The organism is Phytomonospora sp. NPDC050363 (genome assembly GCF_040655735.1).
Lineage (GTDB): Bacteria > Actinomycetota > Actinomycetes > Mycobacteriales > Micromonosporaceae > Phytomonospora.
This window is the reverse complement of sequence record NZ_JBFAKK010000002.1, coordinates 380,422-404,063: the sequence shown is the minus strand read 5'-3', so window position 1 is coordinate 404,063 and position 23,642 is coordinate 380,422. Positions and strand designations below refer to the sequence as shown.

Below are 23,642 nucleotides of genomic sequence, written 5' to 3'. Positions count from 1 at the left end.
GGCCGCCCCCGCCCGGACTGTCAGACCTCCAGCTCGCGCGCGACGGCGTGGACGACCTCGGCGATCTTGGCCGTGGAGCGGCGGTCGGGGTGGCGGCCGCGCCGAAGCGACGGCAGCACCTTCATCTCCAGGACTTTGATCATGTCCTCGATGAGGCTGTTGAGGTCTTCGGGCGAGCGCCGGGCCGCGGCGGCGACCGACGGCGGCGCCTCCAGGACCTTCACGGTCATGGCCTGGACGCCGCGCCGGGTGTCCATGACGCCGAACTCGATCTTCTGGCCGGGGGTGAGGGCCTCTACACCCGTCGGCAGCGCGGCCTTGTGCACGAAGACGTCGCCGTCCCCGTCATCGCGGGAAATGAATCCGAAACCTTTTTCGGTGTCGTACCACTTGACTCGACCCGTGGGCACCGCTGACCTCAGCTCGTAGACGCAACACTTACCCGCCTAGGCTAGCTGCATCTCCGGCAGGTGCTCCACCCGAAGCTTCAGGTCCGGGTTGGCCAGGGAGAACTCCGCCAGTTCGGCTGCCACGGCTTCGTTTCCGACGATGACCTGGAGGGGATGGTCGGTGGCCCGGATGGCTTCTTTGAGGGTGTTCATCGCTTCGGCGGCGGGCCCGGTGATGCGGCCGTCGGCGTCGAGGGTGGGGTCGCCGAGACCGTCGATGTCGTCGACGGCCTCCATGGGCGGGGTGATCTGGCCGGTGTCGCGGTTGAGGACGCCGACGAACATGGTGACGTGCCGGTTGAAGTGGCCGTCGTTGTTGTAGACGACCAGGCTCGGCGAGCCGTCGATCAGGCCGCTCTCCAGGAGGGCCTTGGTGGCGTCGTCGAAGGGCGACTGGACCTTCCGGGAGGTCCAGCCCTGGGCCCAGGTGGTGTTGGGGCCGGGGTGGAAGGTCGGCCAGGCGGTGAAGATCTTGTCGGTCGCCGAGGGGAGCATCCCGGCGGCGACGACCATGATGACCAGGGCGATGAGGGCGGGGACGCCCTCCTCGACGCGGCGGGTGCCCAGGCGCCGCCAGGGTTTGAGGACCAGGGTGACCGCGCCGATGCCGACCAGGGCCATCACGTAGACGACGTGGATCAACTTCTCCAGGTAGTACCTGGTCTCGCCGAAGGTCGCCAGCTGCTGCACCGCGAAGGCCATGACGATGCCGAGCCCGACGATGATCGTGACGCCGGCGATCGGCCACACCGCGACCCGGCGGCCGGTGCGGGTGAGGACGGCGGCGATGACGACGAGGCCCAGCGCGGCGACGGTGCCCCGGTCGAAGGGGACGATCCCGCCGATCTCGTTGGTGTGGCTGGGACCGAGCCCGACGAGCAGCTGCTGCCAGAACACGAAGGAGGCCGCGGCGCCGGCGACCACGATCGCGGCGGCGGTGTACTTCCAGATGGGCAGCAGCCGCCGCCGGTAGGCGATGATCGCGGCGACGGCCGCGGCGGGCAGGAACAGCGCGAAGAGGTTGTAGGTGATCACGGTGGCCGCCGCCAGGAGCGTGACCGTGGTGATCCACTCGTAGGCCGAGGGCGGTGGCCGCAGGAGCAGTGCGAAGGTGACCGCGAGCAGCGCCAGGCCGATGATCTCGGAGTCGTAGCCCTGCCAGAACAGCGTGGTCAGCGGGCCGGAGCAGACGACGACGGCGACGAAGGAGCAGGCCAGCGCGCGCCGCCACCCGGCGACGGTCGGGCCGGCGACCCAGCGGGTGGCCCACACGATCGCCGCGCAGAGCAGGCCGAAGCCGACGGCGGTGTACCCGTAGTAGTTCCAGAACTGGATCTCGGTGTCGCCGGGGGTGCTGGAGCTGCGCAGGAAGTTGTCCACCGTGGCGTAGAAGAAGTGCGCGCCGGGCGGGTAGACGTCCATGTCGGCGGTGATCTTTTGGACCTCGGGCTCGTTGAAGACCGGGTAGCCGCCGAAGTAGCCGATCGCGTCGAAGAGCGAGAAGTGCCGGAACATGTCCTCGCGCGCCGAGGTGTAGCGCAGGGAGGTCTCGAAGCCGCGGCCGAGGACGGGCCAGCGGGCCATCAGGCCGCCGACGACGAAGGCGGCGAAGACGAGCAGGTCGGTGCCGAGGACGCGGGTGGGAATGCTCGGCCGGCGGCCGGTGAAGAAGCCGATGGCGAGCACGGCGGTGAACCAGGTGCCGGCGATCGGGATCGGCGCCAGGCCCCAGGGCCACGCCGAGTAGATCAGGCCGAAGACGATGAAACCGCCGATGGTGATGAACAGGGCGATCATCAGCCGGTCGACGAGGGACCGGCCGGCGCGCAGGACGCAGGCGAGGGCGGCGACCATGAGCGGCAGCAGCAGCCAGTCCACGGACAGCAGGTGCGTGGCGACCGGGACGAGCCAGGCCGCGGCCAGCAGTCCCGCGGCGGGCACGAGTCGTCCGCGTTGGTCGCGCGGGGTGTCGGTCACGAAGCCCACCTCTCCTCCAGCGCATCAGGTTACGTGGCGGGCGGGACCGGCTCTTGGGAAGGCCCGGCCGACCGCCCCCGCACGCCGCCCGGGCGCGGGGATCGACGATCATGTGCGGCGTGACCGCCACTGCCGCGCCTGTCGAGGCGCTGATCATCGTCGACGTCCAGAAGGCCGGTGTGACCGGTGCGGACGCCGTTCCGGCCGCCGCGCAGCTGCTGGAGCGCGTCGCCGGTCTCCTCGACCGCGCGCGGCGGGCGGGCGCGGTGGTCGTGCACCTGCAGAACGACGGGAAGCCCGGTTCGGCCGACGCGCCGGGTACACCGGGCTGGGAGCTGTACCTGCCGGTCGTCGGGAGGCCGCGGGAGTTCGTGATCCGTAAGCCGCACGGGGACGGCTTCGCGGAGACCGAGCTGGGGCACGTGCTGGTCGGCGCCGGTGTGACGTCGCTGGCGATCTGCGGCGTGATGTCGGACATGTGCGTCGCGGCGACGGCGCGAACGGCCGCCGCGCGCGGGTTTCGGGTGGTGCTCCCGCACGACGCGCACGCCACGCAGGACATTCCGGCGGTGCCGTGGCGCGACGAGATCGTTTCGGCGGCGGTCGCGGCGCGGGCGGCGGAGTGGGCGCTGAGCAACGAGGTCGACATCACGCCCGAGGCCGCCGACGTGGCCTTCGCGGCTACCTGAAGCGCTCGGGTTCGGGCAGGAGTTCGTTCATCGCGCCCGAGCGGAAGCCCTTCTCGTCGACGGTGACCGCCGGGAAGCCCTGCACCTCGGCGAGGATCTCGGGGGTGAGGGCGCCGATGTGCTCGGCGTCGATCTCGACCTTGGCGCCCTGGTCGCCGAGGTCGCGGACGCGCAGGTTGCGCACCGGGACGCCCGCCTTGCCGAGGGCGGCGCGCAGGGCCGACTCGGCGTGCTCGACGCGAGCCAGGCGCGTCGGGGTGATCCCGATCCCGTAGGCGACCCGGCTGGACAGGCACGCGGCGGCCGGTTTGTCCCATGTGGACAGCCCCCACTGCCGTGACGTGAAACGGATCTGGGCCTTGGTGAGGCCCGCGTCGCGCAGCGGCGTGGTGGCGCCCCGCTCGTGGGCGGCGCGGATGCCGGGGCGGAAGCCCGCGACGGCGTCGTCGGCGTTGGTGCCCGTGGCGACGGCGCCGACGCGCATCGAGTCGGCGAGCGGCCCGAGGGTGTCGAGGAGTTCGGCCTTGCAGAAGTAGCAGCGGTCGCCGGCGTTGGCGCGGTAGCCGTCGCGGGCCATCTCGTCGGTCACCGGGGTCACGTGGCGCACGCCGAGTTCGGCGGCGAAGTCGCGGGCGGCGTCGAGTTCGGCCGACGGGAGGCTCGGGGAGATCGCGGTGGCCGCCACGACGCGGTCGGCGCCCAGCGCCCGCACGGCCGCGGCGAGCAGGAAGGCGGAGTCGGCGCCGCCGGAGAAGGCGACCATCAGCGAGTCGAAGGAGCGCAAGGCCGCGTCGAGGGCGGCGAGGCGCAGTTCGGTGAGGTGGCGTTCCAGCCAGTCGGGGAAGTCGGCGAGGGACGCCAGGATCACGTCGGCCGAGGCGAGGGTGTCGGGGGTGTCGTTGCCGGTGAGGACGCCGACGCCGGCGCCGCCCGCGGAGTGCGCGGCGGCGATGTCGGCGGGGTGGTCGCCGACGTAGACGGAGATGCCGTGCTCGCGCATCGCGGCGGCCTTCTGGTCGGCCCAGACCCAGCCGATGATCTCGTCGACGTCGAGGCCGGCGTGCTCGATGTGGCGCTTGGCGTCGTGGCCGTTCTTGCCCGTGAGGACGAAGACCTTGCCGTGGTTGCGGCGGATGGCGGCGATCGACTCGCGCACGCCCGGCAGGAGCGGGGAGACGGCGAGGCCGTGGTGCTGGTAGATGCGCCGGTAGTGGGCGACGTAGTCGTCGATCTCGTCGGCGGGGACGTAGGGGGCGATGAGGTCCTGGATGGGCGGGCCGATCTGGGACACGATGCGGTCGGCGTCGATGAAGCGGCCGCTTTCGGCCGACACGGCGCGCCAGGTCGCCCCGATGCCGGGCCGGGTGTCGAAGAGGGTCAGGTCCAGGTCGAAGCCGACCGCGAGTTCCGTCACGGAACCGAGGGTACGCACCCGATGATCGAGGCGGCGAATACGCGGGGCGGGGGCCGAAGCCCCCGCCCGCGAAGCCCCGGCCCCGGAGAATGTGGCGCTCGCGGTGTCGCTGGTGTCGCTGGTGTTGCTGGTGTTGCTGAGGGTTGGGGCGGGCGCCGGGTGTAGGGAGGTCGTCAGTTCTCTCGCCCCATCGCCCCTCGTCGACTTGAAACGAGAACACTCCGACTCACCCGGCGCCCGCCCCGTCAGTGTCGCCGCGAGGCGTATTTCGAATATGGCGGCGTGCGCTGAGACGCGACTGAGACGAACCTGGGACCTAGCTGTGAGGCCGTGGGCGTGCGGGGTATGTAGTGGGGTGAGCTGGGACGGAAGGGGCACGCAGAGAGCGCATGGAGGGCGGCGGGGTGATGGGGGACACGTCAGGGTGCGGGCTCGGGGCGAGCCGCGAGCCGCGAGCGCAAAACAGAGGCTGCGGTCTGCGCCCACGACTTCGGGACACGCCGGGGGTGAAGCCCTCACGGGGACCGGCCTGAAGGCACGCCGGGGGTGAAGCCCTCACGGGGACCGGCCTGAAGGCACGCCGGGGGTGAAGCCCTCGCGGGGACCGGCCTGAAGGCACGCCGGGGGTGCGCCCCGTACGGCGGACAAGCGTCATCGCCCACCCCAAAGGGGCCCCAAAAATCACGATACGGGCGAGGTACGACATTTTCCCCAGCGGATCCAGGCTGCCGAGCACACACCGGCACCGAGCCAAGACATCGCCGCGCGAACCCGTCCGCCGCCCGCGCGCCGATCCCGTCGAGGCCAGCCTCACGCCGCGCGCGAAACCCACCCGCACGTCGGCGCGCCCAGCGCCACCAAACCGCCGCACGCCACGCCACGCGATACCCACCGTGCCCCGCCCCACGCCACGCGAAACCCGCCCCGCCTAAGCCCCCTCCACCGGCTCCTCCAGCGAAGCCGCCGTGATCCGGTGCAGCGCCACCGTGTGCAGCGTGTCCGTCCGCTGGTCCTCGGCCCGCAGGTACCCCGCCCCCAGCGAGACCGGCAGCAACCGCCGCGTCACCTGCGCCCCGTGCCCGTCGAGGTACCCGACCCACACCGACTGCTTCTCCCGCAACGCCTGCTGCAGCACCGAAAGCGCCGCCGAGGAATCACCGACCGAACTCATCGCCGCCGGCCTGCTCCGTGCGTGCGCGTCGACGCGCCGCAGCCTCTCGATGAGGGCGAGCAGCGGAATACCGTCCACTTTGGGCACCGCGTCGGTCGCGTGCGGCGGTCTCGCCGCGTGTGCGGCACGCCGCACGGTCGGCCGCGTCAGCACCGCCGCACCGGCCGCGTCCTCCGGCACGGGCGCGTATCCGTACTCGCGCAGGGCGTCCAGCAGCTCGGTGATCGGCGCCCTGGTCATCAGCACGGTCGGCGCGATCCGCCGCAGCGAGAACCGCGCCAGCCGACGGTCGGCGTAGACCTCCGTCAGCAAAGCCGCGTCCTCACCGCGCAGGTAGCAACCGCCGGTGCCGACGCGCAGCCCGCCGTGGAGCCGCGAGGTGTCGTCGATCAGGTAGGTCAGGGCCTGCGGAATGTCGGTCCGGGATCGCCTGCGCACCAGGGCATGCAGGTCGTCGGCGGTGTAGCCGGCGTCGAGCGCGCGGCGCACGGAGGCGGGCGAGACCCGGTACACCGTCGGCGATTCGCGCTCGGCGAGCATCTGCAGCTCGGTCGCCAGGGTCGTCGACGGCGGGCCCGGCACGACGATCGTGAGGTCGGTCTGCACGACGACCTCGTCGACCGGCGGCGGCAGGAGCGCGTCGAGGCGTTCGACGACGGGGTCGACCTCGGGAGCGGTGACGCCCAGCGGATCGTCGTCGGGATTCCTTTCGGCCAGCAGCATCCGGCCGTAGGAGGTCAGCGCGTCGCGGGCGATCACGCCGAGCGCGGCGGCCTCGCGGAGGACGGCGCGGGAGCGGTCGAGGTCACGGGCCCTGGGATGGTGCCAGGAGAGCAGCGCGAGCACATCGTCCACAGTGGGCGCACTGCCGGCGGGCAGCGCGGCGACGATGCCCAGAGTCTCGGCACGGCGCTTGGGCACGATCGTGCGGCTCAGCTCGGGCGCCAGCACGTTGTACGGCCTGCCCTTGTCGTCCTTGCCGCCGACGAGGGCGACCTCGCGCGGCATCACGAACCAGGCGCGCGCCAGCCTCGCCCACCGCGTCGCGATGGGCACGGTGCGCCACATGTCGAAGGCCGCCGACGGCAGCCACTCCTCCTCGGCGCCCAGAAGACCCGCGGTGTAGGCGATCTCCAGCAGCAGTGCGGCGAGCGCGGTGTCGACGTCGGCTCCGGCGGCCAGGCGACGCAGGTCGCGGATGCCCATCCCGCCGCCTTTGAGGGTCTGGGCGGGTGTGTCGGCCAGGGCGGTCAGCAGCGTCTCGGTGAGGCGGACGGCCTCCATGACGCCGCCGGCGCCGGCGTTGTCGACGGCTCGCGCGTCGACGACCGACAGGTCGGGCTGCGGGGGCGAGGGCTGGAGCTCGCCGAGGGGTCCGGTGTCGCGGCGCAGGAGGATGCCGATCTCGCGCGGGAGTTCGACGGTCCGGTCGTCGCCCTCGTCGCCGACGAGGGCGAGGAGCCGGTGGCGGACGAGCCAGCGCAAGGGCGTGTCGGCGGCGTCGTCGCGCAGGGACCCGGTGCGGACGGTGCCGATGGGGCCGTCGGCGGCGAGGCGGTCGAGGACGGCGCGCGCGGCGGGCGGCGCGGACATGATCGTGCGGCGCAGTGTCGCGGGGTCGGCGATGACGGCGGCGACGTCGGGGTCGAGTTCCTCGGCCGGGCGGCCGAGCCCGGCGACGTAGCGGCCGAGCAGGTCGGTGACGGCGTCGGCGACCTTCATCTGCGCGTCGGGGCCCCACACCAGCGCCAGCCCGCGCAGGCGGTCGACGGTGGCGAGGGTGTTCTCGGTGTCCTCGACGAGGGTGAGCAGGGCGTCGAGGTCGGCGGTGCCGTCGGGGCCCGCGACGTAGCGCAGGCCGTCGAGGATCTGGAGGGCGAAACGGTCGAGGCCGTCGAGCGCGCGGGCCACCGAGGCGCGCGCGGTGGCGCGGGCGGCGAGCGCGACGAAGTCGGCGGGCTCGGGCACGGCGAGGTCCGGACGGTCGCGGAGGAGCCCGGCGAGGGCTTCGTCGGACATGCGGCGGAGCCGGGCGGCGAGCTGGTCTCCTGGTAGGGCGGGTGCGGACATCTCGTCAAAGGTACGCCGTGCACAGGGCTACCGAGGCGTGGCCACGCGTGACGCCCCTTATCGGAATGCGCGCGGCGGGCGGCTTCCCTAGCGTGAGTCCATGACGGATTGGCAGAGGATCGTCGACGGCGGGTTCGCCGTACCCCCTGAGGGGGAGGTGGCGGGGCTCGTCGCGGAGTTGTGCGAGGCGCTGCGGTCACCGGATCCGGTGACGCGGGATCGGCACGGCTATGCGGTTCTGGCGACGTGGATCGGGCAGGGGGTCCTCGACGACGCGGCGCTGCGCGGGCTCGGCGACGTGATGGCCGAACGCTTCGGCGACCCCGAGATCCAGGCGCGGAGCTTCGCGCCGCTCATCCTCCACACGATCGTGGAAGCGGGGGTCTTCGAGCAGCGGTGGGTGGCGGCGTTCGCGGACTGGTACGGCGCCGAGGAGGACCTGCGGGGCAACGACGCGACGCTGGGGTGGCTGCACGCCGTGGCGCACGGCGCCGACCTTCTCGGCGCCTTCGGACGGCGGGCGGAGGTCGCGCCGGAGTCGATGCTGGAGCTCGCGGCGCGGCGGATGACCGCGCCGACCGAGTACGCGTGGCGCGACATGGAGGACGACCGGCTCGCGCACGCCGTCGCGCTGACGCTCACGCGGCCCGAGCTGGACGAGGAGGCCGCGACGGGGTGGCTGGCCACGGTCGGCGAGACCTTCGAGACCCGCGACCGCGCGCTCATCGCGCCGAACGTGACGAACAGCCTGCGCACGCTGCGTGTGCTGTACCTCCTCGCCGACCGGGGCGTGCGCCCCAACTGGCGCCGCGAGCCGGTGCTCGCGCTCCCTCACCGCGACGTCTTGCGCGAACGGGTCGCCGAGACCGCCTCGGTGATCGCGCCCATCGCAGGCTGAGCGGGCGGCGAGGCGGCGGGCATGTCAAACTAGCGACCATGGCGTCCTCAGCTGTGAAGAAGTCCCGCGTCAAGGTCGTTAAAGACGGCCACCTGCCGATCACCGAGGCCACCTCGGACCGGCCGGCCGCCGGCTCGCCCTTCGGCGACGACCTGACCTTCCCGCTGCCCGTCGAGGGACTGAACTGGGAGCACTCCGAGCCCGTACCGACGCGGCTGGACTCCTACGCGGGCGGTCACTGACCCCGGCGACCCGGCGTGACCCGCACCGAGATCACGGCGGATCTGATCCGGGATCTGCTCCGCGATCAGCACCCTGACCTGGCCGATCATCCTTTGCGGCTCGGTGCGCGCGGGTGGGACAACCAGCTCTGGAGGCTCGGCGACGACCTCGCCGTCCGCCTGCCGTGGGCGACGCCGTCGGCGGACGCGCTGCTGCGCAAGGAGCACACCTGGCTGCCCGCTCTCGCGTCGCGGCTTCCCCTGCCGGTTCCCGTACCGCAGCGTCTCGGCGAACCCTCCGAGCGGTTTCCGCGCCCCTGGCTGGTCACCACCTGGGTGCCGGGTGAGCCCGCCGACCGCGCGCCGGCCACACGCGCCGAGGAGTCCGCCGACGCCCTGGCCGCCTTCCTCACGGCCCTTCATCTGCCCGCTCCCGCCGGGGCGCCCGCGGGGCGAGACCGCGGGACCCGGTCGCCCGACCGCGCCGAGCGCTTCGCCGGGCAGCTCGCCACGGCCGCCGAGCGCGGGCTCGTCGAGGATCCCGACGCCGTCCGCGCCGTCTGGGAGGACGCCGCCGCCGCGCCCGAGTGGACCGGCCCGCCGCTGTGGCTCCACGGCGACCTGCATCCGGCCAACGTCCTCACCGCCGACGGGACCTTCTGCGGCGTGATCGACTTCGGCGACCTCTTCGCGGGCGACCCCGCCTGGGACCTCGCCGCGGCCTGGATCCTGCTGCCCGACGGCGCCGTCGACCGCTTCCACGCCGCCTACCGGCCGGCCCTCGATCCCGCGACCGCGCGGCGCGCCCGAGGCGTGGCGGTGGAGCGCGCGCTCGCCTGCCTGTTCATCGCGGCCGACGAGGGGCCCGGCGGGAAACCGAGCTGGGGGCCACCGGCTCACGCCGCCCTGCGACGGCTCACGGGGGCTGTGGGCGGCGGCTGAGCGCAGGAGACAGCGTCACCACACCCCGCAGACCAGCGCTCACCGATCCCACCCCGACCTCACCGAGGGCAGCACCCATCGCCCCCGCCCGGGGGGACCCCTGAATTTCACGATACGGGCGACCTATGACAAAACCCGCCCACCCTTCGCCCCGCCCTGCCCTAATCTGTCCTGATCCCCTTGATCGTTGTCCGCCTCGTTCCGATCACCCGACCCGATCACCGATCCGGCCAGTCGAACGCAAGGCGGTCGCGCGATGTTCCAGCACTACCTGCTCCCCGTCGAGGCGGCCGTCTACGCCTTCCCCGTCCTCGCCGTCGCGATCGTCCTTCCCGCCGCGTTCGTCTCCTACCGCCGCCGCGGCCGCGCGGGCGGCTGGGCGGCCCTGGTCTTCTACACCTTCGTCTTCTACTCCCTCGCCGCGTTCCTCCAGACCGTCGTCCCCCTCCCCGCCGACCCGGCGGCGGTCTGCTCGACCCACACCTACGCCTCCCACCCGAACCTGCGGCCCTTCGCCTTCGCCGGCGACATCGCCCGCAACGGCTCGGCCGCCGCGTGGCCGACGCTCCTCAACGTCGCCCTGCTCCTCCCCCTCGGCTTCTACCTGCGCTACCTGTGGCGCCGGAGCCTGGCGGCGTCGGCGGCGATCGCGCTGGGCGCCTCCCTCTTCTTCGAACTCACCCAGCTCACCGGCCTGTGGTTCGTCTACCCCTGCCCGTACCGGCAGTTCAACGTCGACGACCTGCTGTGCAACACCGCCGGCGCGGTCGCCGGATGGCTGATCGCCGGGCCGCTGATCCGCCTCCTGCCCACTGTCGACCCGAGCGCCGACCGGCGGCGCTTCGCCGCGCGGGTCACGTTCACCCGGCGGGCGCTGGCCTATGTCACCGACCTGCTCGGGTGGCTGTTCGCGTTCACGCTCATCGTCGGCGGGCTGGTGCTGGCGGGCGTGGCGGTCGGCGACGGGTTGCTCGTCGCGATCGGCGCGGGCGCCGGCCTCGCCTGGTTCTGGTTCATCCCGTGGGCCACCGGCGGCTGGACGCTCGGGAAGCGCGCGATGCTGCTGTGCGTCGTCGGCCCCGAAGGCGACCGGCCCTGGGGCGGCACGCTCCTGCTGCGGCAGGCGATCCTGCTCTCCCCACTGTGGCTGATGTGGTTCGGCGTGGGCCTGGCCGCCGAAGGCGACGACCCCAGCGACCCCTGGTACGGATGGCTCATCGCGGCCGCCGTCGCCGTCGCCTGGGTGTGGTCGCCGCTGGCCGCGCTGCTGCGCCGCGATGGTCGCACTCCGTACGAGCAGATCACCGGAACCGTCAACACCGCGATCCTCCGTGACGCCCCGCTCGCTCGTGAACACGAAGTGGTCTCAGGTCGCTAAAGTGACCGCAAATGCTGAGAATCCTTTCCTTCCTCGCCCTGGGATTCCTCACCGGCGGCGCGATCCTCAACGGCGTCACCGGCGACCCCGACTTCCTGTGGATCTGGGTGACGGCCCTGCCCGTCACGATCATCCTGGGCTCCTTCGCCCCCGTCGCCCGGTCCGTGCGCGTGACCGTCAAGCCCTCCGCCGGCGACAGCGCCAAGGCCCTCGCCGAAGGCCGCGCCGCCCTCGCCCGCGTCACCCGCGTCGTGCGCACCGCGGCCTCCGTCGAGAACGTCCCCTTCTGCCGCGTCGGACTGGTCATCGCACCCCGCGACCGCGCCCCCTACGAGACCGTGATCCGCACCCCCGTCGACATGTTCGCCATGGCCCGCTACCAGCCGGGCACGCCCGTCGTCGTCGGCCGCCACTCTCTCGACCGGCCCGACGTGTGGATCATCGACACGCCCGACACGACCTGGCGCAACGCGCTCGAAGAGAGCGGCGAGACGGTCCCCACCTCCGCGCCCGTCTGGAAACCCGACCCCGGCACCGCGCCCGGCGCCTTCGGCATCGGACCGAGGGCACTGCCGCTGCGCCTGGCCGTCTTCGCGCTCGCCTTCGCCGTCGGCCTCGGCGGCCCGATCGCGGTCAACTGGGACCAGCTCACCAGCAGCACCGGCGACTTCGTCCGCGAGGAAGGCGCGCAGGACGCCGTCGACGCGCTCATCGAGGTCATGGGCGACTCCCAAGTCGTCGACCTGAGCCTCTTCGGCGACTTCGTCCTGACCACCGCGCCGACCACGCCCGGCGCCGTCACCGCCGACGACTTCCAGTACCGCTATGGCGCCGCCGAACGGACCGGCCCGACGATGATCCAGCCCGAGGACCTCGCCGCCGAACTCTTCGACCTCCACGAGCTCGACCTGGGCCTCATCCCATCGCTCACGGCCGCCGCCGAACGCGCGACCGGCATCACCGGCGACGACTCGGCGGCGGTGCTGATCTCGCGCGGGACGGCGATGAGCACGGAGTTCGAGACGACGCCGGGGCCTATCGAGATCAGCGTGTCGCTCAGCGACGAGTACTTCCACGGCTCCTATGTCACCGACGTGACGGGCGCGGTGCTCCGCATGTGGGGTGGGCATCCCGACTCCGACGCCTACAAGGCGGAGCACGCCGACGACTGACGTGCGCGGCTTCACTGCGGTCAGGGGCGGGCGGTGAACTCGTCGTCGTGGGCGAGGGGCGAGGGGCGGGCGCCGCGGTGTTCGCGGTCCCCCTGTGGTTCGTGTCCGCACCTTCGTACCGAATATTCAGCACTTAGGGGGGTCGACCAGTGCATATCGAGCGTGTGATGTCGATCATGACCACGCCTGACGCCGGCCGCACCCATGGCGTCGGGGGGCGGCGAAAGGCCAAGGTGGAACAGTCGGGCGGTCCGCGATCATCTGACGGGGGATCGCGGCCCGCCCTAGCGCTCTAGGCCGAGGCCTCGTCGAGCTCGGCGACGTCCTCGGCGCTGAGCTTCACGTCGGCGACGGCCAGCAGCGCCGGGAGCTGCCCGACGGTCCGCGCGCTCGCGATCGGCGACACGACGGTCGGCTTGGCCAGCAGCCACGCCAGCGCGATCGTGGCGAGCTCGGCGTCGTGGCGGGCGGCGACGGCGTCGAGGGCGGCCAGCACGGCTCGGCCCCGCTCGGTCTCCAGGTGCTTGCCGGCCGACCCGGCCCGCGCGCTGTCCACGTTCGCGCCCGGACGGTACTTGCCGGTCAGGAAGCCCGAGGCGAGGCCGTAGTACGGGATCGCCGACAGCCCGCGCTCGGCGGCGATGTCGGCCGGCGGTCCCTCGTAGGTGTCGCGGGAGACGAGGTTGTAGTTCGGCTGGATGGCCACGTAGGACGCCAGGCCCTCGCGGGCGGAGGTGTCCAGGGACTCGGTGAGGCGCTCGGGGGTCATGTTCGAGGCCGCGATGTGGCGGACCTTGCCGGCCTTGACGAGCGCGTCGTAGGCGCCGAGGGTCTCGGCGACCGGAGCGTAGGGCTCCTTGTCGAAGTGCGAGTAGTAGAGGTCGATGCGGTCGGTGCCGAGCCTGCGCAGCGAGTCCTCGGCGGCCGCGGCGATGTTGTCCGCCGACAGGCCCGGCCGTTCGGGGTGGCTGGAGACCTTCGTGGCGATGACGAGCCGGTCGCGGTTGCCGCGCGCGGCCATCCAGCGGCCGATGATGGCCTCCGACTCGCCGCCGGAGTTGCCCGGGACCCACGCCGAGTACGCATCGGCGGTGTCGATGAAGTTGCCGCCGCCGGCGACGTAGGCGTCGAGGATCGCGAAGGACTCCGCCTCGTCGGCCGTCCAGCCGAACACGTTCCCGCCGAGGGTCAGCGGGGAGACGTCGAGATCGGTGCTGCCAATGCGCGCCATGGTGGTGCCTTTCGGGTCGGGGAAGATCGTCTGGGGCAACCCTCCTCTCCCGCTCGGCATTCCCGAAGGGATTTAGCCGGTGCTGAATCGGCGCCGACGGCGGTGATGGTTTCCGGCAGGCGGCCTGTACCCGAAAGTGCCGAAAGGCCTGCCGCTACCGTCCTCACCCGTCCAGCGGCCGCAGCACGTCGTCGCCGTCGACGATCGTGTACGCGTAGCCCTGCTCGGACAGGAAACGCTGGCGGTGCGCGGCGTACTCGGTGTCGATGGTGTCGCGCGAGACCACCGTGTAGAAGTGCGCCTGGCGCCCGTCGGCCTTCGGCCGCAGCACCCGGCCGAGCCGCTGCGCCTCCTCCTGCCGCGACCCGAAGGTCCCCGACACCTGCACGGCGACCGCGGCCTCGGGCAGGTCGATGGAGAAGTTCGCCACGCGGCTCACCACCAGCGTCGACACCTTCCCGGTGCGGAAGGCCTCGTAGAGCTCCTCGCGCTTCTTCGTCGAGGTCGAGCCCTCGATGATGGGCGCGTCGAGGTGCTCCGAGAGCTGGTGGAGCTGCTCCAGGTAGGCGCCGATCACCAGCACCTGCTCCCCGGCGTGCTTGTCGACGATCGCCTTGACGATCGGCAGTTTCGTGCGGGCCGTCGACGACACCCGGTACTTCTCGTTGGTCTCCGACGTCGCGTAGGTCATGCGCTCGGCGTCGGTGAGCGTCACCCGCACCTCGGTGCAGTCGGCCGGCGCGATCCAGCCCTGGTTCTCGATGTCCTTCCAGGGCGCGTCGTAGCGCTTCGGGCCGATCAGCGAGAACACGTCGCCCTCGCGGCCGTCCTCGCGCACGAGCGTCGCGGTCAGACCGAGACGGCGGCGCGCCTGGAGGTCGGCGGTGAAACGGAAGATCGGCGCGGGCAGCAGGTGCACCTCGTCGTAGAGGACCAGGCCCCAGTCGCGGGCGCCGAACAGGTCGAGGTGGCGAAACGCGCCCTTCGATCGGGCCGTCATCACCTGGTAGGTCGCGATCGTGACCGGCCGGATCTCCTTGCGCTCACCGGAGTACTCGCCGATCTCCTCCTCGGTCAGCGACGTGCGCGCGATCAGCTCCCGGCGCCACTGGTGCACCGAGACGGTGTTGGTCACCAGGATCAGCGTCGTCGCCTTCGCCTGCGCCATCACACCCGCGCCGACCAGGGTCTTGCCCGCGCCGCAGGGCAGCACGATCACGCCGGAGCCGCCCGCCCAGAACGACTCAACGGCCTCCTTCTGGTACGGCCGCAGCGACCAGCCGTCCTCGGCCAGCTCGATCTGGTGCGCCTCGCCGTCGACGTAGCCGGCCAGGTCCTCACACGGCCAGCCCAGCTTCAGGAGCGCCTGCTTGAGGCGGCCGCGCTCCGAGGGGTGCACCGCGACGGTGTCGGCGTCGTGGAAGGAGCCGAGCATCCCCGCCAGCTTCTTCGACTTCGCGACCTCCACCAGCACCGCGCGGTCGAGGCCGTGCAGGACGAGCCCGTGCGTCGGGTGGTTGACCAGCTGGAGGCGGCCGTAGCGGTCCATCGTCTCGGCGACGTCGACGAGCAGCGAGTGCGGCACCGGGAAACGCGAGAACTTGATCAGCGCGTCGACGACCGCCTCGGCGTCGTGACCGGCCGCGCGGGCGTTCCACAGGCCCAGCGGGGTGATCCGGTAGGTGTGCACGTGCTCCGGGGCGCGCTCCAGCTCCGTGAAGGGAGCGATCGCGACCCGGGCCTCGGCGGCCCCGGGGTGTCCGACCTCCAGCAGTAGCGTCTTGTCGGACTGGACGATGAGCGGCCCCGTGGACACAGCGGCTTCCCCCTCCCGGGTGCGAAAACAGATCTTCCAGTGTGGCACGAATCCGGGTGACGCCGAAGTAAGCGCCCGCACAGACTCGGATTGGTCTCAATACGGACACAGGCGCAACTTCCGGCTGTTCGGCGCGCGTCTATTTCGATATCAAGGGTTATACCGGCGCGCGCGCCGCTGACAATCACAAAGGGAGGGCAGGAGCGATGCGGGTTAGACGATCCGTGCTGATCACCGCCGCGGTGGTGGCCGTCGCCGGGCTGATCGCCGGAGGCACGTACGCCTTCGCCGGCGACGACGGCGACCCCGTGGGCAACCCCACGATCCAAGACCCCTCCTCCGGCATGCCGGAGCCGCGCCTAGGGCCCTCCGAAGGACCCGCCTCGCCGAGCCCCGACCCCTCCTCGTCGGAGACCAGCGAAGCGCCCCCGCCCAAGCCCAAGGAAAAGCACAACTGCCCGGTCGGCAAGAAGCAGGCGAAGGTCGAGAAGCTCCTCAACCAGCTCGGCGGCTTCGGGACCCTCGTCGAGGACGGCGAGCAGAGCAAGGACGACTGCAAGGCCATCAAGAAGTTCCAGGAGCGCTACGACATCCGTCCCAGCGAAGGCAGCGCCGGTCCCCTGACCGAGAAGATCGCCAAGCGCCTCGCCGAGACCGACGTCGACAAGTGCGACGGCGACAAGGGCCTCGTCGCCTGCATCGACCTCACCCACCAGACCACGTGGATCATGAAGGACGGCGAGATCATCGTCGACCCGACCATCACCCGCACCGGCATGGGCGGCGGCTACCAGACGCCGGAGGGCAAGTACAAGATCGACTGGCGCTCCGAGAAGGCCTGGTCGAAGCCGTACAAGGTGTGGCTGCCCTACTGGCAGCACTTCATCGACGGCATGGGCTTCCACGAGACCACGACGTACATCCACGACTCCTTCGGTTCCCACGGATGTGTGAACCTCCTGCACAAAGATGCCGTAAAGTTCTATGAAACCCTCAAAACGGATACGACCGTCCACACGTTCGGTCGCAAACCGGGCACGTAGGGGTCGACCGCACTCGGGAGATGGGCTGAAATTCCCAGGAAGTTCCCAGAGTGCCCCAAGCCTCAACTCAGCCCCCGGCGTCAAAGTAATAGTTGTTCCGGTCAAGCCGACTAGCCGATCCGTCAGGCTTGGGCACCCGACCGATTGGCGCGGAACGAACTCCGGGGGCACGCGCCGGGGCAGGACCAACGGGCACGGTCCTCCCCGGCGCACCATACTTTCGCGGTCGCTGCGCTCCCTTTGTGCTCGCTTCGCTCGCGGGTGGGGGAGACTCCGTCTCCACCCACACCCCCTCTGCCTTGGGTGCGGGGGTGGGGTGCCCCGGCCTACGAGCCGCCGGGCGTCTCGGGGGTGCCTGCGTGGCCCGAGCTTTGGATTTCGCCCCGGGTGACCTGCCGCAACGCCATACCGACGAAGTCGCGGCGTACTGGCCCCCACGGCGGTGACCTAACCCGTCGGCAGGGAAACCTCACCGCGCAGAACCGCGTACGGGTCGATGCCCTGCTCCCGTAGAGCCTGCTCGGTCTCCCGTCGGGTTTCGCAGGGCCAGCCTTCGGGGCAGTTCTCGACGCAGACCTTGTAGGGGTGGACGGCCTGGGTGTGTGTCCGCCAGCGGGCCCAGAGGGCGGCCGGGGAGCGGTCATCGGACATGGTCGGTCCACTCCGCGCGCCGCTTCATCTCCGCCATCCGGGCGGGGTCGCAGGGGAAGGTCCGGCGGCAGTCGTTACAGATTCCAGTGCCGACGGTTTCGGGCCTGCCGGCGTCGGTGTGACGGGTTGCCGTCTCTTCTCGGTGGGCGCTGGCGATCGCGCTCCAGTCGACGACCACGGCCATGGCCTCTCCTCTGCGGTGTCGGTAGCGAATGGAGGGGCAGCCCCCGAACGGTCCGGAGGTCAGCGACCGAGGGCCGCCCCTATACCGGTCGCCTCGCACAATGTGACGGTGCCGGTACTCGACGGACGTTACGGACCTTGCGAGTACGGGACAACGGAGCAGGCCGCCCGACACGGTAGGGCGTTGGGCCAGGGCGCATCGCCCTGGCGAACCGGGGCGCGTGGACGCTCTGACCTGGGGCGTCGGTGGGGCATCATGAGGCCATGGCAGCGCCACTACTTACGCGTCGGCAGCTGGGAAAGCGGCTCCGCAGGCTTCGGGAACGCGCCGACATGAGCACCTACGACGTCGAGCGGTCGGGCCGGATCAAGTCGCGGAGAACCCTTGCGCGCATTGAGAACGGCGAGGCGACCTCGATGCCGTTCACCGTGATCGGCGGGCTCGCCCGGTTGTACGGGGCGGACACGGCCGTGACGTCTGAGCTTGAGCGCATGTACCGGCAGGCTGACGATCCGGGGATGTGGGAGGAGTACGGACAGGGCGTTCGCGAAGGTTTCGCTCTGTTCGCCGAGATGGAACAGACCGCCGACCGTCTGCTCATCTTCGATCCAGAACTGGTCACAGGCCTTCTGCAAACCGACGACTATGCGACCGCCCTCTACCGGCGTCATCCGTTGTCGGACAAGGGAAGTCTCGAACAGGCACGCCGGTTCAAGCAGCGCAGGCAGCGAGACTACTGGGAGCGGGTCGGCAAAGTGGATGGTCCGAGCACCACGATCATCCTCGACGAAGCGGCGATCCGTCGGCCGGTCGGTGGTCCCGAAGTGCTCTACGGGCAGTTGCTTCAGTTGAGAGACGCCGCTGTGCTTCCGAGAGTCACGCTGCTGGTCGTCCCCATGCTCCTCGCCGACCATCCCGCGCCTGAGGCCACGGCTTGCACCATCCTCGAATTCAACGACCCGCTCGACCCCGATGTCGTCTACCTGGAAAGCCTCGACGGCTGCCGCTACATCGAGAAGCCTTCCGCCGTTGCGGCGTATCGTGATGTTCTCAACGTGATCCGAGATCATGCGATCCCCATAGAGGAGTTCCTGACGTGAACGCTTCCCCGTGGCGGAAGTCGAGCCGCAGCAGCGGACAGGGCGGTCAGTGCGTTGAGGCGCGCACGAACTCGGGCCGGTTCGAGGTCCGCGACAGCAAGCTCGCCGACGGGTCGCCGGTCCTGGCGATGTCGGCCGACGACTGGCGGGGATTCCTGCGAACAGTGGCCCGCTGACTCTCCGTATGGCTTGACCCGCACCGCGACGATCCCGCCGTAGCCTTGCCGGGTGGATCCCGAACTGGAGACGGCTTTACAGATCGCCGGTGTGCTCGCCGGAGCGGCGGGGGCGTACTACGCGTGGCGGCAGTACCGCCTGGCGAAGGACGCCGAACCGCACGGGCCGTACCCGACCGGCGAGGTGTTCCTTACCAGGAACGAGTTCAGCGTCGTCCCCGTCGTCCTCGGCGGGATCCTGCTCTTCATGGCGGGCTACCTGCTGTTCAATCCCCGGTACACCGAGGGGACCACCCTGTGGCTGGACCGGGGCCTCGCGCTCGCGCTCGCCGCCATGGCCGCCTGGGCCTTCGACCAGAACGAGCGCGAGAACCGCGTCGAGATCGACGGTGAGGCCCTCACCATCCGTCCGCGAGGGGCCGCGCCGGTGCGGGTCCCCTGGGACTGGGTCAAGGCGGTGTACATCGAAAAGAGCGACGGCGCCGACCAGCTCATCATCCGCACCCACGACCACGGCGGCGTCATCCCGGGCCTCCAACCCACCTGGGACGCCGTCATCCGGCCGGGCTACCGCGCCTGCTATCTCCGCGACGTCAAACCGTCGCCCGCGGCGCTGCGGGCCGCGCTGGAGAAACACTCCGGCGGGCGCTTCCACGACTGAACCCGACGAAGACTTGGCGTCCAGCGCCTCGCGGTGGATGCTGGTCGGATGTCGTCTCTGAGCCGCGTCGAACTCGGCGCCTACCTGGCCCGGGTCGGGCACCTCGGTGAGGTTCGCGCGGACCTGGACACGTTGCGGGCGGTGCATCGCGCGCACGTGAGCACGATTCCCTATGAGGCGCTGGACATTCAGCTCTCGCGGGGGATCAGTCTCGCGGGGACCGACGTCGTGGCGAAGCTCGTGACGGCCGGGCGTGGCGGGTTCTGTTACGAGCAGAACGCGCTGATGGCCCGTGCTCTGCGGGCGATCGGGTTCACGGTGACCTATGTGGAGGGTGCCGTCCTTCGGGCGGCGCGCGGGGATGACATGTGGCGCAACCACATGCCGCTGCTCGTCGACCTGCCGGAGGGGCGGTTTCTGGCCGACGCGGGGCTGGGCGACGGGTTCTTGGAGCCGCTGCCGTTGGCCGAAGGTGTTCACGCCGACGGGATCTGGTCGCACCGCCTCGAATTCCTCGGCGACGGGATCTGGCGCTGCCACCCGGACGCGCGGGGGTCGGTGGAGTCCTTCGACTTTCGCACCGAACCGCGCGAGGTCGCCGACTTCGCCGAGGCCTGCGAGTTCCGGGCGAACTCGCCGGAGTCCCCGTTCAAGCGGGTCCTGGTGGTGCAGCGGCCGATGGCCGAAGTGAAAGCGGTCGTGCGGGGGTGCACCTACACGCGCGCGTACGCCGACCGCACCGTGGAGCGGGTGCTGGACAGCCCGGAGGTGTTCGGGGAGGTGCTGTCGGCGGAGTTCGGTCTCCGCCTGGACCCCGCGGACATCCGGACACTGTGGACGGAGAGCTGGCCCAAGCATCTCGCCTGGGTGGAGGAGCAGCAGAAGGCCGCGGTGGCCGGTCAGGCGAAGCCTTAGGGCCGTCCAGGCTGGCCGCCGAGTGCTGGGTGCACCTGCGCGCCGGTCAGCCCGCGACCGGCCCGCGGTTGTTCGCCCTCTATGCGACCGCGTTCGAGGCGGCCTAGGCCTCCAGTTCGGCGGTCAGTTCGCGCTTGAGGATCTTCCCCGTCGCCGTCATCGGCAGGGCGTCGCGGAACTCGACGAACCTCGGATACTTGTAGGCGGCCATGTTCTCGCGGCACCAGGCGATCAGCTCGTCCTCGCTGACGGTGGCGCCGGACTTGCGGATGACGTAGGCCTTGATCTCCTCGCCCTGTGCCTCATGAGGGACGCCGATGACCGCCGACAGGCTCACGTCGGGATGGGTCAGCAGCACCTCCTCGACCTCGCGCGGGTAGACGTTGAAGCCGCCGCGGATGATCAGATCCTTGATGCGGTCGACGATGTAGAAGTAGCCGTCGGCGTCGCGGCGGGCGACGTCGCCGGTGCGGAACCAGCCCTCGGCGTCGATCGACTCGGCCGTCTCCTGTGGACGGTCGAGGTAGCCCTTCATGACGTTGTGGCCGCGCACGCGGATCTCGCCGGGCTCGTCGACCTCGGCCTCGGTGCCGTCGGGGCGGGTCACCTTCACCTCGACGCCCCACACGGGCAGGCCGATCGAGCCGGGACGGCGGGGACGGTCGACGCGGTTGAAGGTCGCGATCGGGCTCGTCTCGGAAAGGCCGTAGCCCTCCAGGATCGGCACGGCAAAGCGCTCCTCGAAGCCCTTGAGCACTTCGAGGGGAAGCGCCGAACCGCCCGAGACGGCGATGCGCATGGCGCGGGCGATCTCGGCCAGGTCGAAACTCTCGGCGTCGGGATGGTTCAGCAGCGCCCAGTACATCGTCGGGACGCCCGCGAAGAAGGTCACCGACTCCGCCTGCATCAACCCGAGCGCCGCGCCGGCGTCGAAGCGCGGCAGGAGCACCAGCGTCGCGCCCATCGAGAAGCCGGCGTTCATCTGCACCGTCTGCCCGAAGGAGTGGAACAGCGGCAGGGCGAGCAGGTGGATCTCGTGCGGTGAGGCGCCGAAGAGGCGGTTGGCGAGCAGCGCGTTGTGGACCATGTTGCTGTGGCTGAGCTCGGCGCCTTTCGGGCGGCCCGTGGTGCCGCTGGTGTAGAGGACGACGGCCGTGTCGGTCTCGGCCGTCGACACCGAACGGAAGACCGGCGACTGTTCGGCGGTGGCGCTCGCGAGCGTCTCGGCGCCCTCGATCGGCGACTGCGCGGACGGGTCGGCGGTGATCAGCAGGAAGTGCTCGCAGCCCTCGACCGACTCGTGCGCGGCGAAGCCGTTGCGGCCCATCGGCAGCTCGGCCGTGCCCTCGAAGCAGAGGTAGGCGCGGGCGCCCGAGTCGGACAGGTGGTAGGCGATCTCGCGCTCGGTGAGCAGCACGTTGAGGGGGACGACGGCCGCGCCGGTCTTGAGGATCCCGAAGTAGGCGATCGGGAAGAACGGGAGGTTCGGACAGGTCAGCGCGACGCGGTCGCCCGGTCCGATCCCGCGGGCCTTGAGGGCATGGGCGACCTGCGAGGCGGCGGCGTCCACCCGCGCGTACGACAGGCGAGTCGGGCCGAGGACGACGGCGTCGCGGTCGGGGAACTCGCGAGCCGAGTCCTCCAGCAGTACGGCGAGATTGAGCATGAGGGGAACCTCTCGCGTTAGGAGCGCGCAGGATGTGTGGAGAACATCTTGGCAGGCCGAGCGCGGTTTGTGTGCCGTACGTCACTCTGCTTCTTGGTCGGCGGCGAAAGAGGACGCCTTGCGGGCATGGGATCGGGCTGCGGCCCCGCCTTCGGTGCCGGGTCCCCGGTGTGTGGGGACGCCTGGCCGGGGCCGTTGGGCGGCGGCGAACGAGGACGCCTGGCGGGGGTGGTGGGGAGCGGCGGTGGGCGAGGCTGCCTGAGCAGCGTCAAAAATCAGATCGGGCTCAAGTGGTCGACGTCGCTGGACGTGTTCTCTCGGCGCTAGTCACCGAGGAACCACAGGTATCGGTGTGGGCCGTCGAGAACGAACTGGCAAAGCGATCGGAGTTCTTCGATGGTTTCGGCGGATGCCACGCCGGCTGGCAGCCGGAGGAGTTCGTCCATCAGGGTCGGGACTTGCCAGCTGTTGAAGATGGTGTCCGTGTACGGGCACACGTGGCCGATCATCGGAAACGACGACCGATCGAGGCCGGCCATCTCGTTGCTCCAGTTCAGGCCGGATTCGCCCCGAACGAGGACTTCACCAGTCTCACCGCGGACCTGAGCATTGATCACGGTGTCAGGTTAGTCATGCAGCGTGGGCGAGACGTTGGCGGAAAAGCCACCGCGAACGAAGCGCGCAGACGCCACCGCGCCTCAAGAGTCGTGGTAGCCGTCGAGGTCGTCGCTCACGCGCAACGGGGGTACTTGCTCGGCCGGCAGGTCCAGTTCGGCGGCGAGGGTGAGGAGGGCCTGTTGTTCGGCGGCGCTGAGGGGCACCTCGTGGCCGCTGAGGGCCGTGAGAAGGCCTTCCAGGGCCTTGCGGGGTTCGCCGGCGTCGAGGTGGGCGCGCGTGGCCCGGACCTGTTCGGAGTCGAGGCGGTCGCCGAGGCCTTCGAGGAGGCGGCCGATGGTGTCGCGGGGGTCGTCGGTGGCCATCGTCGTCGTCACCCTTTCTGCCCGTGGTGGGTCAGGGGAGGAAGCGCACGTGGACAGGCTAGCGAAGGACCACCCATTGTGGACGGTTGTGTCGGGCATGCGTCGGCCCGGCGACGCCCATGCGTCCGGCGACGGTGCGAGAACTCGCGCCCACCGGCGCTGGGAATCGTTGCGTCCGGCTGGCCGTGCACGTGGTGCCTCACCGAGGAGGTGTCCCCTCACCGCGCCGCAGGCGGGGCACCCCTCTTCACCCCGTAACGCAGGAAGACCACACCTCCGGTGAAGCGCTTCTCCTCGATCAGCTCAAGGTCGAGGCGCACGCCCTCGGGCAGCCACGACAGGCCCCCGCCGCGCACGACCGGGACCACGAACAGGTGGCACTCGTCGACGAGACCCGCGCGCAGCGCGTGCGCGGCCAGGCCGGGCCCGCTCACCGCGATGTCGCCCTCGGACGTGTCCTTCAACCGCGCGACGGCCTCGGGGTCGAAGGAGCGCACCAGTCTCGTTCTCGGCGTCGACACCTCCGGCAGGGTCGTCGAGTAGACGATCTTGTCGGCGGCACGCCACAACTCGGCGAAGTCGTTCATCTCGGCGCGCTCGTCGACCGGCAGGTCCTGCCAGGCGGTCATCATCTCGTACATGTTGCGCCCGTACAGGTAGGTCGCCAGCGGCCGCTCCAGCTCGTTGATGAAGCCGTGCACCTCGGGGTCGGGTTCGGCCCAGGAGAAGTCTCCGTCCTCGTCGGCGATGTAGCCGTCGAGGGACGCGATCATCGCGTAGACGAGTTTGGCCATTGTCGTCCTCCTTCGTGTCGATGGATCCCACTATGGGCGAGGGG

General features: G+C 70.8%; 23 protein-coding genes. 11 read left to right on the top strand and 12 right to left on the bottom strand.

Translation table 11 applies throughout. The annotated features are described in order from the left end of the window. Nucleotides 1-20: 20 nt before the first annotated feature. Nucleotides 21-410: a cold-shock protein gene (locus AB0I28_RS06350; RefSeq protein ID WP_357490103.1), complete on the bottom strand. Its 390-nt coding sequence runs from the start codon at nt 408-410 to the stop codon at nt 21-23. A 36-nt stretch (nt 411-446) separates the two neighbouring features. Further along, nucleotides 447-2,426, bottom strand: coding sequence for a hypothetical protein (locus AB0I28_RS06345; protein WP_357490101.1), 1,980 nt, complete (start codon nt 2,424-2,426; stop codon nt 447-449). Nucleotides 2,427-2,545: 119 nt separating this feature from the next. Between AB0I28_RS06345 and AB0I28_RS06340 the strand changes: the two genes are divergently transcribed. Next, nucleotides 2,546-3,115: an isochorismatase family protein gene (locus tag AB0I28_RS06340; RefSeq protein WP_357490098.1), complete on the top strand. Its 570-nt coding sequence runs from the start codon at nt 2,546-2,548 to the stop codon at nt 3,113-3,115. Here AB0I28_RS06340 and larE read toward each other — a convergent pair. Together larE and AB0I28_RS06330 are read right to left on the bottom strand one after the other, a co-directional pair. Then, complete coding sequence (larE, locus tag AB0I28_RS06335; RefSeq protein ID WP_357490096.1) at nt 3,108-4,529, bottom strand: ATP-dependent sacrificial sulfur transferase LarE; 1,422 nt, start codon at nt 4,527-4,529, stop codon at nt 3,108-3,110. The genes AB0I28_RS06340 and larE overlap by 8 nt on opposite strands. Before the next feature lie 928 nt (nt 4,530-5,457). Next, entirely contained in the window at nt 5,458-7,770 is a 2,313-nt protein-coding gene (locus AB0I28_RS06330; RefSeq protein WP_357490093.1) for a helicase-associated domain-containing protein, read from the bottom strand. A 100-nt stretch (nt 7,771-7,870) separates the two neighbouring features. Here AB0I28_RS06330 and AB0I28_RS06325 point away from each other — a divergent pair, with 100 nt between their 5' ends. From AB0I28_RS06325 to AB0I28_RS06305, 5 genes are all read left to right on the top strand, one after another. Beyond that, nucleotides 7,871-8,668 carry a DUF2785 domain-containing protein gene (locus AB0I28_RS06325; protein WP_357490090.1) on the top strand — a complete coding sequence of 266 codons (798 nt, stop codon included), beginning with the start codon at nt 7,871-7,873 and terminating at the stop codon, nt 8,666-8,668. Nucleotides 8,669-8,706: 38 nt separating this feature from the next. Next, nucleotides 8,707-8,910 carry a hypothetical protein gene (locus AB0I28_RS06320; RefSeq protein ID WP_357490872.1) on the top strand — a complete coding sequence of 68 codons (204 nt, stop codon included), beginning with the start codon at nt 8,707-8,709 and terminating at the stop codon, nt 8,908-8,910. A gap of 15 nt (nt 8,911-8,925) precedes the next feature. Beyond that, nucleotides 8,926-9,831, top strand: coding sequence for an aminoglycoside phosphotransferase family protein (locus tag AB0I28_RS06315; protein WP_357490087.1), 906 nt, complete (start codon nt 8,926-8,928; stop codon nt 9,829-9,831). A 256-nt stretch (nt 9,832-10,087) separates the two neighbouring features. After that, nucleotides 10,088-11,209 carry a VanZ family protein gene (locus tag AB0I28_RS06310; RefSeq protein ID WP_357490084.1) on the top strand — a complete coding sequence of 374 codons (1,122 nt, stop codon included), beginning with the start codon at nt 10,088-10,090 and terminating at the stop codon, nt 11,207-11,209. A gap of 11 nt (nt 11,210-11,220) precedes the next feature. Next, nucleotides 11,221-12,381: a hypothetical protein gene (locus tag AB0I28_RS06305; protein WP_357490081.1), complete on the top strand. Its 1,161-nt coding sequence runs from the start codon at nt 11,221-11,223 to the stop codon at nt 12,379-12,381. Between the two features lie 292 nt (nt 12,382-12,673). Here AB0I28_RS06305 and AB0I28_RS06300 read toward each other — a convergent pair whose 3' ends face one another. Both AB0I28_RS06300 and AB0I28_RS06295 read right to left on the bottom strand, forming a co-directional pair. Further along, nucleotides 12,674-13,651, bottom strand: coding sequence for an aldo/keto reductase (locus AB0I28_RS06300; RefSeq protein ID WP_357490079.1), 978 nt, complete (start codon nt 13,649-13,651; stop codon nt 12,674-12,676). A 124-nt stretch (nt 13,652-13,775) separates the two neighbouring features. Next, the gene (locus AB0I28_RS06295; RefSeq protein ID WP_357490076.1) at nt 13,776-15,428 is read right to left on the bottom strand and encodes a DNA repair helicase XPB; all 1,653 of its coding nucleotides are present in this window, start codon (nt 15,426-15,428) and stop codon (nt 13,776-13,778) included. A gap of 206 nt (nt 15,429-15,634) precedes the next feature. Between AB0I28_RS06295 and AB0I28_RS06290 the strand changes: the two genes are divergently transcribed. Further along, nucleotides 15,635-16,471 carry a L,D-transpeptidase gene (locus AB0I28_RS06290; protein WP_357490074.1) on the top strand — a complete coding sequence of 279 codons (837 nt, stop codon included), beginning with the start codon at nt 15,635-15,637 and terminating at the stop codon, nt 16,469-16,471. 447 nt (nt 16,472-16,918) lie between these two features. On the opposite strand, the gene AB0I28_RS06285 is transcribed toward AB0I28_RS06290, so the two are convergent. Together AB0I28_RS06285 and AB0I28_RS06280 are read right to left on the bottom strand one after the other, a co-directional pair. Then, the gene (locus AB0I28_RS06285; protein ID WP_357490071.1) at nt 16,919-17,122 is read right to left on the bottom strand and encodes a hypothetical protein; all 204 of its coding nucleotides are present in this window, start codon (nt 17,120-17,122) and stop codon (nt 16,919-16,921) included. Then, nucleotides 17,112-17,306 (bottom strand): hypothetical protein, encoded by a 195-nt coding sequence (locus AB0I28_RS06280; protein ID WP_357490069.1) that lies wholly within the window; start codon nt 17,304-17,306, stop codon nt 17,112-17,114. Before AB0I28_RS06280 ends, AB0I28_RS06285 begins: the two co-directional genes overlap by 11 nt. A 263-nt stretch (nt 17,307-17,569) precedes the next feature. Here AB0I28_RS06280 and AB0I28_RS06275 point away from each other — a divergent pair, with 263 nt between their 5' ends. From AB0I28_RS06275 to AB0I28_RS06260, 4 genes are read left to right on the top strand one after another with little or no spacing between them, the layout of a single operon-like run. Next, nucleotides 17,570-18,406 (top strand): helix-turn-helix transcriptional regulator, encoded by an 837-nt coding sequence (locus AB0I28_RS06275; RefSeq protein ID WP_357490066.1) that lies wholly within the window; start codon nt 17,570-17,572, stop codon nt 18,404-18,406. Beyond that, complete coding sequence (locus AB0I28_RS06270) at nt 18,403-18,582, top strand: DUF397 domain-containing protein (protein ID WP_357490063.1); 180 nt, start codon at nt 18,403-18,405, stop codon at nt 18,580-18,582. The genes AB0I28_RS06275 and AB0I28_RS06270 overlap by 4 nt, the downstream gene beginning before the upstream one ends. Before the next feature lie 52 nt (nt 18,583-18,634). Then, nucleotides 18,635-19,243 (top strand): hypothetical protein, encoded by a 609-nt coding sequence (locus AB0I28_RS06265; protein WP_357490060.1) that lies wholly within the window; start codon nt 18,635-18,637, stop codon nt 19,241-19,243. Between the two features lie 48 nt (nt 19,244-19,291). Then, a complete protein-coding gene (locus tag AB0I28_RS06260) occupies nt 19,292-20,158 on the top strand; it encodes an arylamine N-acetyltransferase (protein ID WP_357490058.1) in 867 nt (288 codons plus the stop codon). A gap of 103 nt (nt 20,159-20,261) precedes the next feature. Here AB0I28_RS06260 and AB0I28_RS06255 read toward each other — a convergent pair whose 3' ends face one another. From AB0I28_RS06255 to AB0I28_RS06240, 4 genes are all read right to left on the bottom strand, one after another. Then, on the bottom strand, nt 20,262-21,824 hold the full coding sequence (locus AB0I28_RS06255; protein ID WP_357490056.1) for a long-chain fatty acid--CoA ligase: 1,563 nt from the start codon (nt 21,822-21,824) through the stop codon (nt 20,262-20,264). A 323-nt stretch (nt 21,825-22,147) separates the two neighbouring features. Further along, nucleotides 22,148-22,441, bottom strand: coding sequence for a hypothetical protein (locus AB0I28_RS06250; protein ID WP_357490054.1), 294 nt, complete (start codon nt 22,439-22,441; stop codon nt 22,148-22,150). Nucleotides 22,442-22,522: 81 nt separating this feature from the next. Further along, entirely contained in the window at nt 22,523-22,804 is a 282-nt protein-coding gene (locus AB0I28_RS06245) for a hypothetical protein (protein ID WP_357490052.1), read from the bottom strand. A 218-nt stretch (nt 22,805-23,022) separates the two neighbouring features. Beyond that, nucleotides 23,023-23,598 carry a dihydrofolate reductase family protein gene (locus AB0I28_RS06240; RefSeq protein ID WP_357490050.1) on the bottom strand — a complete coding sequence of 192 codons (576 nt, stop codon included), beginning with the start codon at nt 23,596-23,598 and terminating at the stop codon, nt 23,023-23,025. Between the last annotated feature and the right edge of the window lie 44 nt (nt 23,599-23,642).